We start from the raw sequence: 14,293 nt of genomic DNA on the forward strand, positions 1-14,293 counted from the left end.
GGCAAATATGCCTTTTTCGTGAAAAAACTTTCACCAGCCGGGCAACCCTTCACGTATATTCCGCATTTCGCCTTGTGTAAATCAACCACCCATGCATCTATCTGATCTGCTGGCCCGGTGCAGGGCTCACGATGTCAAAGCTCAGCGTTTGTTATATGAACGCTACGCAGGTCGGCTGTTTCGGGTCGCTCAGCGATACATGAAGGATCGGATGGAGGCGGAAGATATGCTGGTTTCAGCCTTTCAGAAAATTTTTGAACATCTGAAAAAGTTTGAATACAAAGACGAAGCCGCCACATGGGTATGGATGAAAACCATTCTGGTGAATCAGTGTCTGATGGAACTACGACGCTCGGCCAATTTTACAATGGTGCCTGAAAATGAAGCCGCTGAGCAAACTTTTACCTATAGCATCATCGAAGAAATAGCCGCTGAAACGATTCAGAAGCTCATCACGGAGTTACCCATTGGTTATCGAACGATTTTTAATTTAGTAGCCCTCGAAGGGTATACTCACATGGAAGTGGCCAAGCAGCTTCAGATTTCGGAAGGAACATCGAAATCGCAATTGAATAAAGCCCGTCAGTTATTACAGAAAAAACTTCAAGCCCTTGGTTATGCAACACAAACTCGATGAGCAGATCCGGCGGCGGCTGGAAGATTTATCCGATGATTCTTTTGATCTGGAAGGGGTCTGGAAGCGTATAGAAGAGCCCAAATCTTCTCAGAAATGGTACTGGCCCATTCGCGTAGGCATGGCGGCAGCGTTGGGAATTTGTATGGGCTATTTTATTCATCAACCCATTGAAAAACATCATTCGCAGGAAGTAACCGTTACAATGACTCCAAAAGAGCCAGTTCGTACGACTGAAAAAACGCAAGTTCCCCCCATTCCACCTGTAGATACTACAACTGAAATTATTGAAAAAGCTCCTGTAACCCAACAGGCTCAAGTTACCCAAAAAATCGATTTTGAGATTCCTATTACTTTAGATTCGCTGCCTGTAGTTCAACCTTCAACTTTTATTCCATCCACAGATGTACCCGTTATTGTTCAGAAAAATCAGGCAGAAAGCTTTGAAGCCACCGTTACCCTGACTATTCCCGAGCCTCAGCAGGAAACGCAGCTTCGGAAAAAATCCATTCTGGCCCGCATTTTCGGTTCGGAGAAAAAATCCGATCAACGTCCGCAGTGGAAAGACTTCAAATCTCCGGCTGCTCTCGGAAAAGCTAAAGTCGATTCCTCAAAAATCAAACCTTAACTCACGCCCTTTTTCTATCATGAAACGTCCATTTCTTACAATGGTACTGGGACTGCTATGCTCCTTACCTACTCTCGCTACTCCCGTAGACTCCATTCTGGTTCGGATTGGTCCCAAATCAAAAGTATTATTTTACAGTCCCAGTAGAGAAGAATTAAAAAAGCTGGAAAATTATGACTGGAATACCATTCTTAAAGACCTCAATGCCCGCCTATCTGAAACGACGCGATCCGAACCTCGCCAGCATTACATTGATTTGAGTGGGAAGAGTTTTCTAAGTGACAGTAGTTTACGCGGGGAACGGGCAGTGATTAGAATTACGGACCAGGAAGCTGACAAACCCGTATCCATGGAAAAATTCCGCAGCGACTTTCAGAAATTTCGTGAGCTGTTTCAGCTCAACCTTGTTCTCGGCTGGCCTTCCGTTATTAACCTCAACGAATCAGGGTCAAGCTACCCTACTTATCTGGATGAACTTCATCTCAGACCATCTTCTTCCCGGCGTTACGGAATAAACATTATCCGCCCCATTGTTCTGCAACCGCTTTCATCCCGAGTCAATTTGATTATGGATCTGGGGCTGGAGTTTTCACTGACCCGTTTTAGAACAGCTCAACCTTTTTACTACCGGGAGGTAGGCTCATTAAATAATGGATTGCCCGATGGGACAATTTTTGGTAACAATGAAAAGATAGTCTTTCTTGAAGGTTACGGGCGGTTTATTCATCAGCCTTTACTTAAACGCACATATAATGCCACATACCTGGATTTAATAGCGGTTCCTACCTTCCAGTTTTACAATAAATCCGGACAACGTACTTATCAGGCAGGACTAGGCTTTTTCTTCGGTCCAAATATGGGCAATAACCAACGTACGGTTTTTCTTACCAATGCCAATTTGAGATATCCTAACAAGGGTACTTCTGATTTTCATTTTTATCCTCCTTTTCCACACGGGCTAATCCTCAAGTTAGCATATCGTGATTTTGCCATTGTAACCCGATTTAATGGAAATTTCCATGGTTTAAATAAAATCAATAGTCGGAGAATCTGCTCCATCAATCTTCAAATCCCATTACTTTAAGAGATACTTCCATAGCCCCCAACAATTTATTATCTTTGACTATGCTTTCAGGGAACGGACTTAGTTCGTTCCCTCTTTTTTCCTTATTGCCATGTTCGAAGATATCACGAAAGGCCTTAATGAGCCTCAGGCTCAGGCTGTTTTACATATTGAAGGCCCCCTGATGATTATTGCCGGAGCAGGCTCGGGCAAGACTCGGGTACTTACCCAGCGTACGGCTCATCTCATCAAAAAGGGGGTGGATCCTTTTTCCATTTTACTCCTGACCTTCACCAACAAAGCCGCCGGAGAAATGCGGGCCCGGATTGAAAAGGTAGTCGGAACCGGAGCTCGGGGCATCTGGATGGGTACGTTCCACAGTGTCTTCGCGAAGATTCTGCGTTTTGAAGCGAAGTCGCTGGGTTATACCTCCGACTTTTCAATTTATGATACAGATGACTCCAAGTCCTTGCTCAAATCCATTATTAAGGAACGAGGGCTGGATGATAAAATTTATAAACCTAACGTCGTTTTTAACCGCATTTCCGGGGCCAAAAACCGGCTGGTTTCGGCGGATGCCTACATCGCTGATCCTATTATTCAGGCGGATGACGCGGCAGCCCGCTTGCCCGAAATTGGTCGGTTATATAAGTTATACGTAGATCGTTGCTTCAAGGCCAATGCCATGGACTTTGACGATCTGTTATTTAATACCAATGTTCTCTTCCGGGATTTTCCGGAGGTGCTTAATAAGTATCAGCACCGTTATAAGTACGTAATGGTGGACGAGTTTCAGGATACCAACGTTTCTCAATACCTGATTACCCGGAAGCTAGCGGCCATTCATGAGAATATCTGCGTGGTGGGTGACGATGCCCAGTCAATCTATGCCTTCCGGGGAGCCAACATTCAGAACATTCTCAACTTTGAGAAAGATTACCCGGATCTGACTACGATTCGTCTGGAACAGAACTATCGTTCGACGAAAATTATTGTTGAAGCAGCGAACTCGGTCATTGCCCGTAACAAACGGCAGTTACGCAAGGAAGTTTTCACAGAAAATGAAAACGGTAATCTCATCGAGGTTATTAAAGCCGCTTCCGACGTAGAAGAAGGTCGATTGGTAGCGACTTCCCTGTTCGAAGAAAAACTGAATCACGGCCTCAGTAACAACGATTTCGCGATTCTCTACCGCACTAACTCGCAGTCGCGTTCGTTCGAGGAATCGCTTCGCAAACTGAATATCAAATACCGGATTGTCGGTGGATTATCCTTCTACCAGCGTCGGGAAATCAAGGACTTGCTGGCCTATCTTCGCTTCACGCTCAATCAGAGTGACGAAGAAGCCTTCAAACGAATCATTAATCTGCCCAAACGTGGCATCGGCGATCAGACCATTGCGAAAATTGCCGTTACCGCTGCCGAACAGGCTATTCCAGTTTGGGAAGTTGTCGCTAATATTCAGCAGTATAACACGGGCCGTTCGGGCTCGGCTATTGAAGGCTTCGCCGATCTAATTAAGTCATTTAAGTTGCTCATTGATACCAAGGATGCTTACGAAGTGGCTAGTCACGTCGCGAAAGCATCAGGCGTGTTGAAGGAGTTATATGATGATAAAACCGTCGAAGGACTTAGCCGTTACGAAAACGTACAGGAATTATTGAACTCCATTAAACAGTTTGTAGACAATCCCGAAAACGAAGATAAATCGCTCGGAGCGTTCCTACAGACCGTTTCTTTGTTAACCAATGCTGATCAGGAAGACGAGGACGGTGATAGTGATCGGGTAACGCTGATGACCATTCACCAGGCGAAAGGACTGGAATACAAAGTCGTTTACATTGTTGGTTTAGAGGAAGATTTATTTCCCAGCCAGATGATGTTACAGTCAAGCGAGGATCTGGAAGAAGAGCGGCGTTTGTTTTACGTAGCGATCACCCGGGCCGAAAAACGTCTGTATCTGAGTTATGCTGAAACCCGCTACCAATACGGTCGACTGAAACCCTGTGAGCCTAGCCGGTTCATGGATGAAATTGATGAAAAATACGTTCGCATCAGTCGGCAGGCCGCTCGGCGTATGGCCGAGGCTCAGCGAAATTCCGATCGCCCAACCCCAGCAGCTTTCCTTCGGAATGTAGCCAATCGGGCGGCTCAGAACGGGGGTTCTCAGGCTAAAACACCTCCTACCCGTTCTAATACGCCTATTTCAACGCACGTACCGAGCAGTGATTTTAAAGCTTCAGATCCTAGAAAACTAGCTTCTGGTCAGCGGGTAGAACATCAAAAATTCGGTTTTGGCGTAGTAAAATTAATTTCCAACGATCAGAACGGAGCGAAGGCCGTCATTCAGTTTGATAGTCAGGGAGAAAAAACGTTATTACTCAGCTTCGCTAAACTGCGAATTGTAGAATAAAAAAACACGGGAGGCCGCCACCTCTCGTGTTCAAAAAAGCTTTTCTTTACAAAAAAGCCAGGCACAAAAATGAGCATTTCTTCAGAGTAAATTTCTGATTATTGTCAGAAAAGTGCCAATTTTCAATTTCAGGGAAGCATCGTCCGCTTACGAATTCGACTTAAGCTATCAGGATGAATACCCAGATAAGAAGCCATGTCTTTAATAGGTATTTGTTGAACAATATTGGGTGATTCGTTCAACAAGTTTTCATAATTTTCTTCTGCTGTCATGGTTAACATTTTGATTTCTTTCTGAAGTTTGTCAACCAGACGATTTTCAATCAGTCGACGCACCAGCCGTTCCGCGGAATCGGAACCCTCTAGCCACTGCCGCATTGCTCCAAGGGGTAAACGAATCACCGTGCTAGGTACTAAGGTTTGTATACATAAGGTAGAAGGCTTCTGTGTGGAAAGCGAGATAAAAGAGCTAAATGCCTGCTTTTCAAAAATGAAGTCCAGACAAACTTCACGGTCATTTTTTTCTGTAAATAGGCGAACCAACCCTTTTTCTAGAAAATAAATGTATTGTTCCATCTGCCCGTATTCCAGAATAATTTCCTTCTTTTTGAACGTCACCCTCTGCAAATGGGTAGCTAAAAAAATCCAGTCTTCTTGAGAAAGCTCATACGTGGAATTAAGCATTTCTTCCAGCCAGGCGGGTACAGTAATCATATAATTAGCGGGTATGGATAAGGTTTTCCGTTGGGGTGAACTAGATACCAAGTTATGCGATTAATCGGAATTATTTTCAGCACTAATAAGTTAAGAAATTAGTCTAAAATTATTTTGTGTAACGGCATATATTTAAAAAATAAACAAACCGATTATGGCTCTTCCTATTCGTATTGATATTGTCTCTGATGTTGTTTGTCCTTGGTGTTATATTGGAAAAAGAAGGCTGGAGTCAGCCTTACAAACCCTGGGCGAAGAGGTAAAGGCAGAAATTGTTTATCACCCTTACGAACTTGATCCGAGTGTTCCTAAACAAGGTATTTCTTTTTCAGAACACATGGAAAAGAAATTCGGCCCGGGACGCTCCGAAAGTATGTTTCAACGCGTAGAACAGGTTGCCAATGAAGTAGGTCTTGATTTTGATTTCAGTCAGCTTCCTAAAGCCATTTCAACGTTTGATCTGCACCGTTTATTAACTGTAGCATACGAACACGGCAATCAGGCAGAAACCAAAGAAGCTTTATTGAAAGCCTATTTTGTAGACCGAATTGATTTAACCCAGGAAGCCGTTTTATTACAGGTGCTGGAGTCGGCGGGTTGGGACAAAAAAGAAGCCTTGGAGATTTTAAAATCAGACATCGCCCGTGATTCTGTAGAACAGGAAATGGATTATTTTCGTCAGTTAGGCGTGACAGGGGTTCCTTTTTTTATTCTCAATAATAAATACGCTTTATCAGGGGCTCAGCCCAGCGAAACGTTCGTAAATGCCCTACTGCAGGTAATCGAAGAGTCTAAACCACAAGTTATTGCTCAGGCTGATAGCTGTGATTTAGGTTCAGGTGAATGTTAATCATTTAGTTATTCATTCATAAATACCCTCCTTATAAAAGCACTATTTGTTTTATAAGGAGGGTATTGCTTTTAGAGGATCAGCATTGCCCCTTTCTATACCAACGGAAGTAAACCCTTTCATCGATGGCCTAAAGATTTGGTAGAGCCTATAATCTGCATGAGTAAACCAGCTTTTTCGATCATTCAGCCCAGACGTATAAAGAGCGTAGTCCATTTTTAAATACGTTATCCTACTAGCTATACTCTAGTTGACTGCAATTTAGAAAGTTCACTGCTATCCATTTGTTAACTTTTAAGTAGGGCTAGAAGAATTCCGTTAGCCTTTTATACAATAAGTATAATTTTTCATTTTATAGCACTCAATACTAAGCAATTGTATTCATTTTTAACTACTTAGTAATTTCTATTTTTTATATTATTTTATATTAATAGAAATCAGTATTATTGTATCAATATACCTAACTAATCTGTATTTTTATGAGCGGTCATCCATCTTTCATGAACCTGTGTTGGTTTCGATTACGGCGTAGTAATCAATGGGTTGAATGCTATTTCTTGATTACGCAAGATTACCAGACACACCGGTATTAGCTCTTCTTTATGCATTACTTTGGTGTAATTTTCAGCCTATTAACCTCTGTATATGTTAATTATTCAAGTCTTGTTTAATTGCACATTCTAATCTACTGGTCGTGCAAAATCCTGATTATCCACCTCTAAATCCATATTTGATACATTCCTCTTGTGACCTTCATTAACATCCTCATAAATTATTATTAGGCTTTCCGTCATTAGCCTTATCTAACGCTCTAACATCTGTTATACAGCCAATAACATTATTTTTAAATGGAAGTAGGCTTAAGCTCCTCTCTCATTTAAAAAACCTATTTTATCCGCCTATCCTTATGCTCCAGTCTCCATTTTTATTTACTTTCTACGCTTTACTTACGGCTATTACTACGGCCTGGATCATTCAGCGTTGGTTTCCTTCTTCACAGGAAAGCGGGCGATATCAGTCCATCGATGGGTTAAGAGGCTACCTAGCCTTTTCTGTTTTCTTACATCATACTTATTGTTGGCGAGTTTACCTCCAAAAAGGACAATGGCAAATTCCTGAGTCCAGATTATTCGCTGGCTTAGGAGCCCATAGTGTCATGCTTTTTTTCATGATAACAGGCTTTTTATTTTTTTCTAAACTAAAAGATAGTAAAAAGCAATCTATAAACTGGTTTCATTTTTATCGGGGGCGGCTACTTAGATTAGGTCCTGTGTATCTTTTAGCAATAAGTTTTCTCTTCCTATTAGTTGCATTCCTATCTCAAGGGGAACTTCATGATTCCTTTTTTAGTGTAACTACTCAATGTTTAAACTGGGTTCTCTTTACACTTTATGAAGCTCCGTATATTAATCAGGTTCATGATACTCTGCTCATTTTAGCAGGGGTAACCTGGACTTTAGTTTATGAGTGGTTGTTTTATAGTATGCTACCTTTAATTGGATTTCTATTTTTCAAGGTTAATGTACCACGAGTAGTACTAATTTTAGCAACCTGATTAAGCATTTCAATAGCTGCTACCCACTACGTTGACTATGTTCTGATAGCTGCCTTTCTTATGGGACTTCCAGCAGTATATTTGGTAAAAAAATCTGAATTTAAACTATTCGCTAGGGGTAAGCTAGCCACACTTATAATTCTTGGATGCTACGGAGCAGCTATTTCTCTAAGAAATCCCAACCCATTGACCACCTTACTTTTACTTTCAATAGTATTTACCCTTATTGCTTTGGGAAACGACATCTTTGGGTTATTAACCAGATCTTTTTCGTTATTTTTAGGTCAATGTACATATGTTATCTATTTATTCCATGGCTTTTTTATTTACGTCGTATTTAAATTTTTATTAGGTTTTGATAAAACTAAATATTTATCTGACACTGCTTATGGATTAGTCATTGTAAGTTGTGTTTTGCCATTACTTATTTTGTGTTCATGTATTCATCATTTCATCGAATTACCTTCTATAAGATTACATAAAAAACAAAATATGATGACTAGAAAAAAACGCTTAAACATTAGTACTTTACTGAAAATAAATCGTACACTAACAAAAAAATATAATTAAACGCAAGTCATATACAATCGAATATTATACTTACAAGTACCCATACTTCTTTGCATTCTTAAGCTACTATAATACTTAATTACTGTTGATTGGTAATTAAGTATTATAGTAGCTTAGTTGCTTTAGTTTTACCTATACTCAATATAATAAGTTTATTAGGCAATTTTTGAGGTCTAGCTCATGATGCTAGTTAGTTCTATTGGTAAGATATGGCTTCACTACCGACAACACTGAGAACCTATTTTCTCTCTAAACTATTGATAATAAGCAATTATTTACAAGCGGAGCCTAGGGCAGATACTTTTGCCAACCACTTTTCTCTGAATCGCTCACTGGATGCTTTAATGGGTGCGATATAGGTTACTGAAACGGGATGAATTCCACAAAATTCAAGCGTTCCTTTTTTGAATTGATTAATCGCTGGACGGCCCATAAAAAAACGATCGTACCACGAGGGCGTATCCGCTGTAATGACGATTCGGGCCGTTCTTCCCTTTAGTAATTTTTCAGGAAAAGGTTTTCCTTCTATGAATTTCATCACTATTCCCGGCAGAAATAAGCGATCAACAAAACCTTTCATGACTGCCGGGTAACTGTACCACCACATCGGAAAAAACCACACGATATGCTCAGCTTCTTTTATCTTTTGCAGGGCTTCTACTAAATCTGGCTCTAGTTCCATTCGTTTTCGGTAACCAAACCGTAGATTAGGATCAAATTGTAAGTCAGCAATATTAATTTGCGTAAGTTCGGCTCCCGCACGAATAGCCGCGGTTCGGTAAGCTTCCGAAAGAGCGTAATTATAGCTTTCCCGGTCTGGATGTCCGTTTATAATCAGGATTTTCTTCACTCTTTTTTTATTACAAAGAAAAAGTCAGTGATGAGCCGCTGAAAGGACAAATGTCTATGCGGGATATGATTTTCTTATTCTCGACAAATGACGCTGTGTAATGCCCAAATAAGAGGCTAAGTAGTTCAATGGAATCAGTTTCAGGTAATCGGGGTAATTTTCAAGCAGATCTTTGTATTTATGCTCGGCGGTTTCTTTTTGTAAGAGAAACATTCGTTTTTCTAAGGTCATGTATTCCTGCTGGGCCATCATCTTAGAAAACTTCATCCAGTTCAGACTCGATTCTTCCAGTTGAGTAATATCTTCTCTGGTGAGGATGAATAATTCGACATCCGTTAAAGCCTGGATACTTTCGGCGGCGGTGTTTTGAGTTATAAAAGAGGAATAAGCCGTCACAAAATCATTTGAAAAGGTAAAGCAATAGGTAACTTCTTCACCCGCAGAATTGTAATAAAAAGACCGCAGCAGACCAGAGGTAACGAAGCCTACTTTCTTACACACCTGTCCTTCCTGAATAAAAAACTCATCTTTTTTTAGTACTCTATGCTGTCCCAGTTTTAGAAACTGATCAATTTCTGCTTCCGTTAATACCTGGAATGACTTTAGAAAATTTTCCATCGCACCTCTTTATTAAGGGCTAAAGTAATACGATCGGAGAGCCCCAACAAAAAAGAGGTCGAAACAGCTCGACCTCTTTTTCATCACTCTTGCAAACAGGAAATTAATTCAACTACTCACCATTGGAGATTAACTCCGTTTGGTTTAATCCGGCTCGATGGGGGTATTCGGCCATTACTTTGGTTACTGTTTTCTGAATGAGTTCATCCCGATTTTTACGACGAGCGTTTAATTCTCCTTTTGCCCATCCCTGCCAGACTAACTCATTATTTCGGGCATCCACCAGGTTCACAATCAGTCGGTTTTCTTCGTAATTACGCGAGCTGACGTTATTATTGGGACCGTACCACCACCAACCCCACATGGGAGCCATGTTATTCGACTGAATTTGCTGCAGGTTGCGGGCGTCGGTGTCATACTTCACAATCAGATCTGCATTTTTTTCCACTTTTTTATACCCGCGAGCCTGCATTTCTACGTCCAAAGCCTGGCTAATTCGCTTTTGCATTAACTGGCTACCCATTACTGGGTCATTATTACCGTTGGCTACTGGAGCAATGGCGTACGTACGATATTTTGAAAAATTGGCCGTCCGATCATAATCTGAACGCACCATCACGGAAGGGGCACAGGAAGCCAACATACCTACCAGGGCCACCGCACTCAAAAGTTTGCTTACTGTTTTCATATATCTAAACAACTGGCTTAAAAGGAGTCCTATTCTTAGCGTTTGAATCCAATTTGATTCATAAATAGAACACTAAAAAAACGATGGCTGTTCCCCTGAAATTGTCAGAGAAACAGCCATCGTAGCCTATAATCCAGTATTTTAGGACTTATTAACACTTCTGCATCCTACGCCTGAGCCAGGGCCTGTTCCAGATCGTTGATCAGGTCCTGAGTATGCTCTAACCCTACAGATACCCGTAGTAATCCGTCAGGTGTAGGACTATCAGGGCCTTCATATATTTTCCGGGGCTCAATCAGGCTTTCCACCCCACCCAAACTAGTCGCCTGCGTGAATACCTTCAAAGCTCCCGCTACTTTTTTTGCTCCGGGTAAGCCTCCTTTTACTTCAAAAGACAGCATACCTCCAAAACCATTCTTCATTTGCGATACCGCCAGTTCATGCTGAGCGTGACTTTCCAGACCAGGGTAATACACTCGCTCGACAGCAGGGTGTTGTTCCAGCCACTGAGCTATAGGTAAGGCACTCGCCGACTGCGTTTTTACCCGCAAAGGCATGGTTTGAATTCCCCGGGTAATTAACCAACAATCAAATGGCGAAGGTATCCCACCCGTCAAGTTCTGAATCTGGCGAAGTTTCAGAGATAATTCTCCTTCCTGGGCCAATACCAGAGCTCCCCCCAGAACATCAGAGTGCCCCCCGAAATATTTGGTGGTGGAGTGCATTACTACATCCGCCCCCAGGGCAATCGGGTTTTGTAGCACGGGCGTAGCCCAGGTATTATCCACTGCACACATTGCTCCCACGGAATGAGCCAGTCTCGCTAAAGCTGCTACATCCGTCAGGTGTAATAAAGGGTTACTTGGCGTTTCCAGCCAGAATAGCTTTGTATTGGGGCGAATGGCTTTTTCAACTTCTTCAATGCTAGAAGTATCAACCAGCGTGAATTCCAGCCCCCAGGGTTCAAACACGTCTACTAATAATCGCTGAGCTGCGTAATAGGCAAAAGGCGTGGTAATGACGTGGTCGCCGGGTTTCAGAGCCTGAAACAAAGCTGCGATAGCAGCCATACCGGAACCAAAAGCGAAACCCACGGCCCCACCTTCAAGCACGGCAATGCTTTTTTCGAGTAAATCACGATTGGGGTTATTCCCACGAGCATATAAGAATCCTTTGGGCAAGTTTCCTTCCGAGTCTCGTTCGTAGGTAGTGCTGAGGTAAATCGGCGTGGTAACGGCGGAAGCATTGGCGTCGTGAAAGCGGGTGACTTGTATAGCTAGGGTTTCGAGATTCATGGATGCAGTTTATTTCTTCGGATGGTTCATACAAAAAGCAGTATTAACATCGTCGATGCTGACGGAAGTTAATACTGCTGAACAAAGCTAAAGTGTTTTAAAAACCTTTGCTTATCAAATTAATTTTTTAAGATCACGAACTCCACGCGACGGTTTTGCTGCTTGCCCTCGGGCGTATCATTCATAGCAATGGGCCGGCTTTCACCGAAGCCTTTCGCAACGACGCGATTTTCGGGAATACCTTTGGAAATCAGGTACGTCCGCACGGACTCGGCCCGATCCTGAGACAGCTTCTGGTTAGCCTCCTCGGTTCCGTCGCTGTCGGTATGACCATCAATTTCAACGATCATCGCTTTTTGCTTATTCATTAACTCTACTACCCGGTTGAGTTCCGGGAAAGACTCGGTTTGCAGGGTTGCTTTGGCCGTCTCGAAGAATACGTTATTCAGAGCCACTTTCGCTCCCTGCTCGATTTTAGTCACCATTAAATCCCGATCTTTCAGTTCCAGATATCCCCCATTCCCCAGCTTGCTTAAATCCAGGTTTTGAGCTTTACCTACGTATCCATCAATCTCAGGCCGGATTCCGTATTTTTTACCGTAGGGTAATACAATCTTGTATTCTCCCGTATTTGGGTCCGGTGTGGCCGTTCCCAGTTCTGTTCCATCGGGTAAACTTTCGTAGATAATACGAGCGTTTTCGGGCACTTTCCCAGTTTTGGCATCCAGCAGTTTTCCCTGTAATAACACCACCGAGTTTGACTTAGCCGTGGGCTGTGGAGGCGAAACCTGAGCCGTTTGGGGAGGCGTGGGCTGACCAGTAGTTTCCGCAATCGTAGGAGGAACCTGCGTTGGCGGTGGGGTTTGGGACTGGAATTTCACCCGCACAATATCCGCTTTCCCTTTTCCACCCGTAGCCGTCACCAGATACGCCCATTCGCCGGAAGCGGGGATGGTGAAGTACGCATCAAATTCAGGAGTGTTGATTGACTCTCCCAGGTTTTGGGGCTTGCTCCATTTCTTCCAGGTTTTGTCCAGCCGACGCGACATCCAGATGTCATTTGAGCCTAAACCACCTTCGCGGTTACTTGAAAAATAAAGCGTTTCACCATCCGCGGCCAGAAAGGGCGTTGTTTCGTCACCGCTGGTGTTTACGTCGTTACCCAGCGAAGCAGGCCGCGTCCACTTTCCGCTGCGATCCTGGAGACTGACATAAAGATCGGATTCTCGGCTATTTTTTTTCTCTGAAAAGGCCAGCAATAAGGTTTTACCGTCATTGGCAAGGTACCCATACTGATAATAACCTTTGTTCATCCCTTCCAACCCGGGAATATCCAGTTTTTTGGGACGGTCCCAGCCCGTGGCATTCTTTTTCATGGTCGCAAAACCACGGATTCTTAAATCCTCTCCCTCCTTTTCCACCCAATGCGTCAGGATCGTATTCCCATCCGGCGTGATGCTGTAAATAACATTATGCTCTTCCCCATTTACCGGGCTAGGCATACGACTGGCGTTTGTCCAGAGCGTAGGTGATAAGGAAACCGCCATCCAGACATCCTGACTGCCTTTTTTTTGTGAAGCGTTCTGAGGATGGTTAACCCGGCTGAAATATAGCGTACGACCATCTGGAGAAATAACCGGCTGTATTTCTGCAACCTCTGAATTAATTCGATCGCCCAGATTTTCCGGAGCCTGAGCCCAGACGGAGTTATGAAGAATAAAAAGTATAAAAGCAGGGAAAAGACGTTTCATTAGGTATGATTGGGGCTGGCTCGGTAGACTTAGGTAAATGAACGAAAGACAAGCCGCGAAAGTATCATCAATGAGGCTTAGATTTTCTTCCGATCTACCCACTTTTCGGCTACGATGGGTTCGTGCGTTTGCATCAAGGCTATCAATTCTTCGATGGAATCAGCAATTACTAATAAATCCCGATTCGAATCCCGAAGGAATCCTGCTTCCACCATGCGATCCATCTGAGCAATAAGCAGATCATAGAATCCATTAATATTCAGTAATCCCACCGGTTTTTTATGGATTTGTAATTGCTTCCAGGTCAGAATTTCAAACAACTCATCCATCGAACCAAAACCACCCGGAAGGGTAATAAATCCGTCCGAAAGTTCAGCCATGCGTGCTTTGCGTTCATGCATGTTTTCGGTAACAATCAGCTCAGTTACTCCTTCGTGACCTACTTCCCATTTTTTGAGGAAATCAGGAATAACCCCAATCACTTCGCCTCCGGCAGCCAGAGCGGCATCTGCCACTATACCCATTAATCCCACGTTTCCTCCTCCGTACACTAAAGTAAGTTGACGATTTGCCAAATAAGTGCCCAACGCTGCTGCTACCTCCCGATAAATCAGATCGGAGCCGGAACTGGCTCCACAAAACACCGCTACTTTCTTCATTTCATC

Annotated in this window: 13 protein-coding genes; 6 read left to right on the forward strand and 7 right to left on the reverse strand. The window is 43.0% G+C overall.

Annotated features, from left to right (window positions below; translation table 11 throughout):
* Positions 1 to 91: 91 nt before the first annotated feature.
* From QE390_RS03015 to QE390_RS03030, 4 genes are all read left to right on the forward strand, one after another.
* The gene (locus QE390_RS03015) at positions 92 to 637 is read left to right on the forward strand and encodes an RNA polymerase sigma factor (RefSeq protein ID WP_307141040.1); all 546 of its coding nucleotides are present in this window, start codon (positions 92 to 94) and stop codon (positions 635 to 637) included.
* Positions 618 to 1,262: a hypothetical protein gene (locus QE390_RS03020; RefSeq protein ID WP_307141041.1), complete on the forward strand. Its 645-nt coding sequence runs from the start codon at positions 618 to 620 to the stop codon at positions 1,260 to 1,262. Before QE390_RS03015 ends, QE390_RS03020 begins: the two co-directional genes overlap by 20 nt.
* 19 nt (positions 1,263 to 1,281) lie before the next feature.
* Positions 1,282 to 2,346: a hypothetical protein gene (locus tag QE390_RS03025; protein ID WP_307141042.1), complete on the forward strand. Its 1,065-nt coding sequence runs from the start codon at positions 1,282 to 1,284 to the stop codon at positions 2,344 to 2,346.
* A gap of 91 nt (positions 2,347 to 2,437) precedes the next feature.
* Positions 2,438 to 4,738, forward strand: coding sequence for an ATP-dependent helicase (locus tag QE390_RS03030; protein WP_307141043.1), 2,301 nt, complete (start codon positions 2,438 to 2,440; stop codon positions 4,736 to 4,738).
* 128 nt (positions 4,739 to 4,866) lie between these two features.
* On the opposite strand, the gene QE390_RS03035 is transcribed toward QE390_RS03030, so the two are convergent.
* Positions 4,867 to 5,451 carry a Crp/Fnr family transcriptional regulator gene (locus QE390_RS03035; protein WP_307141044.1) on the reverse strand — a complete coding sequence of 195 codons (585 nt, stop codon included), beginning with the start codon at positions 5,449 to 5,451 and terminating at the stop codon, positions 4,867 to 4,869.
* Positions 5,452 to 5,605: 154 nt separating this feature from the next.
* Here QE390_RS03035 and QE390_RS03040 point away from each other — a divergent pair, with 154 nt between their 5' ends.
* Positions 5,606 to 6,301, forward strand: coding sequence for a DsbA family protein (locus tag QE390_RS03040; RefSeq protein ID WP_307141045.1), 696 nt, complete (start codon positions 5,606 to 5,608; stop codon positions 6,299 to 6,301).
* 907 nt (positions 6,302 to 7,208) lie between these two features.
* Positions 7,209 to 7,856, forward strand: a complete 648-nt coding sequence (locus QE390_RS03045) for an acyltransferase (RefSeq protein WP_307141046.1) — start codon at positions 7,209 to 7,211, stop codon at positions 7,854 to 7,856.
* A gap of 841 nt (positions 7,857 to 8,697) precedes the next feature.
* Here QE390_RS03045 and QE390_RS03050 read toward each other — a convergent pair.
* From QE390_RS03050 to QE390_RS03075, 6 genes are all read right to left on the reverse strand, one after another.
* Positions 8,698 to 9,276, reverse strand: a complete 579-nt coding sequence (locus tag QE390_RS03050) for an NAD(P)H-dependent oxidoreductase (RefSeq protein WP_307141047.1) — start codon at positions 9,274 to 9,276, stop codon at positions 8,698 to 8,700.
* A 54-nt stretch (positions 9,277 to 9,330) separates the two neighbouring features.
* Positions 9,331 to 9,894: a Crp/Fnr family transcriptional regulator gene (locus QE390_RS03055; protein WP_307141048.1), complete on the reverse strand. Its 564-nt coding sequence runs from the start codon at positions 9,892 to 9,894 to the stop codon at positions 9,331 to 9,333.
* Between the two features lie 112 nt (positions 9,895 to 10,006).
* A complete protein-coding gene (locus tag QE390_RS03060; protein ID WP_307141049.1) occupies positions 10,007 to 10,582 on the reverse strand; it encodes a DUF4136 domain-containing protein in 576 nt (191 codons plus the stop codon).
* A 167-nt stretch (positions 10,583 to 10,749) separates the two neighbouring features.
* On the reverse strand, positions 10,750 to 11,877 hold the full coding sequence (locus QE390_RS03065; RefSeq protein ID WP_307141050.1) for a PLP-dependent aspartate aminotransferase family protein: 1,128 nt from the start codon (positions 11,875 to 11,877) through the stop codon (positions 10,750 to 10,752).
* A 119-nt stretch (positions 11,878 to 11,996) separates the two neighbouring features.
* Positions 11,997 to 13,628, reverse strand: a complete 1,632-nt coding sequence (locus tag QE390_RS03070; protein WP_307141051.1) for an OmpA family protein — start codon at positions 13,626 to 13,628, stop codon at positions 11,997 to 11,999.
* 77 nt (positions 13,629 to 13,705) lie between these two features.
* Positions 13,706 to 14,287 carry a TIGR00730 family Rossman fold protein gene (locus QE390_RS03075; RefSeq protein ID WP_106637950.1) on the reverse strand — a complete coding sequence of 194 codons (582 nt, stop codon included), beginning with the start codon at positions 14,285 to 14,287 and terminating at the stop codon, positions 13,706 to 13,708.
* Positions 14,288 to 14,293 lie beyond the last annotated feature (6 nt).

The sequence above is a fragment of the Siphonobacter sp. SORGH_AS_1065 genome, from assembly GCF_030818595.1.
Taxonomy (GTDB): Bacteria; Bacteroidota; Bacteroidia; order Cytophagales; family Spirosomataceae; genus Siphonobacter.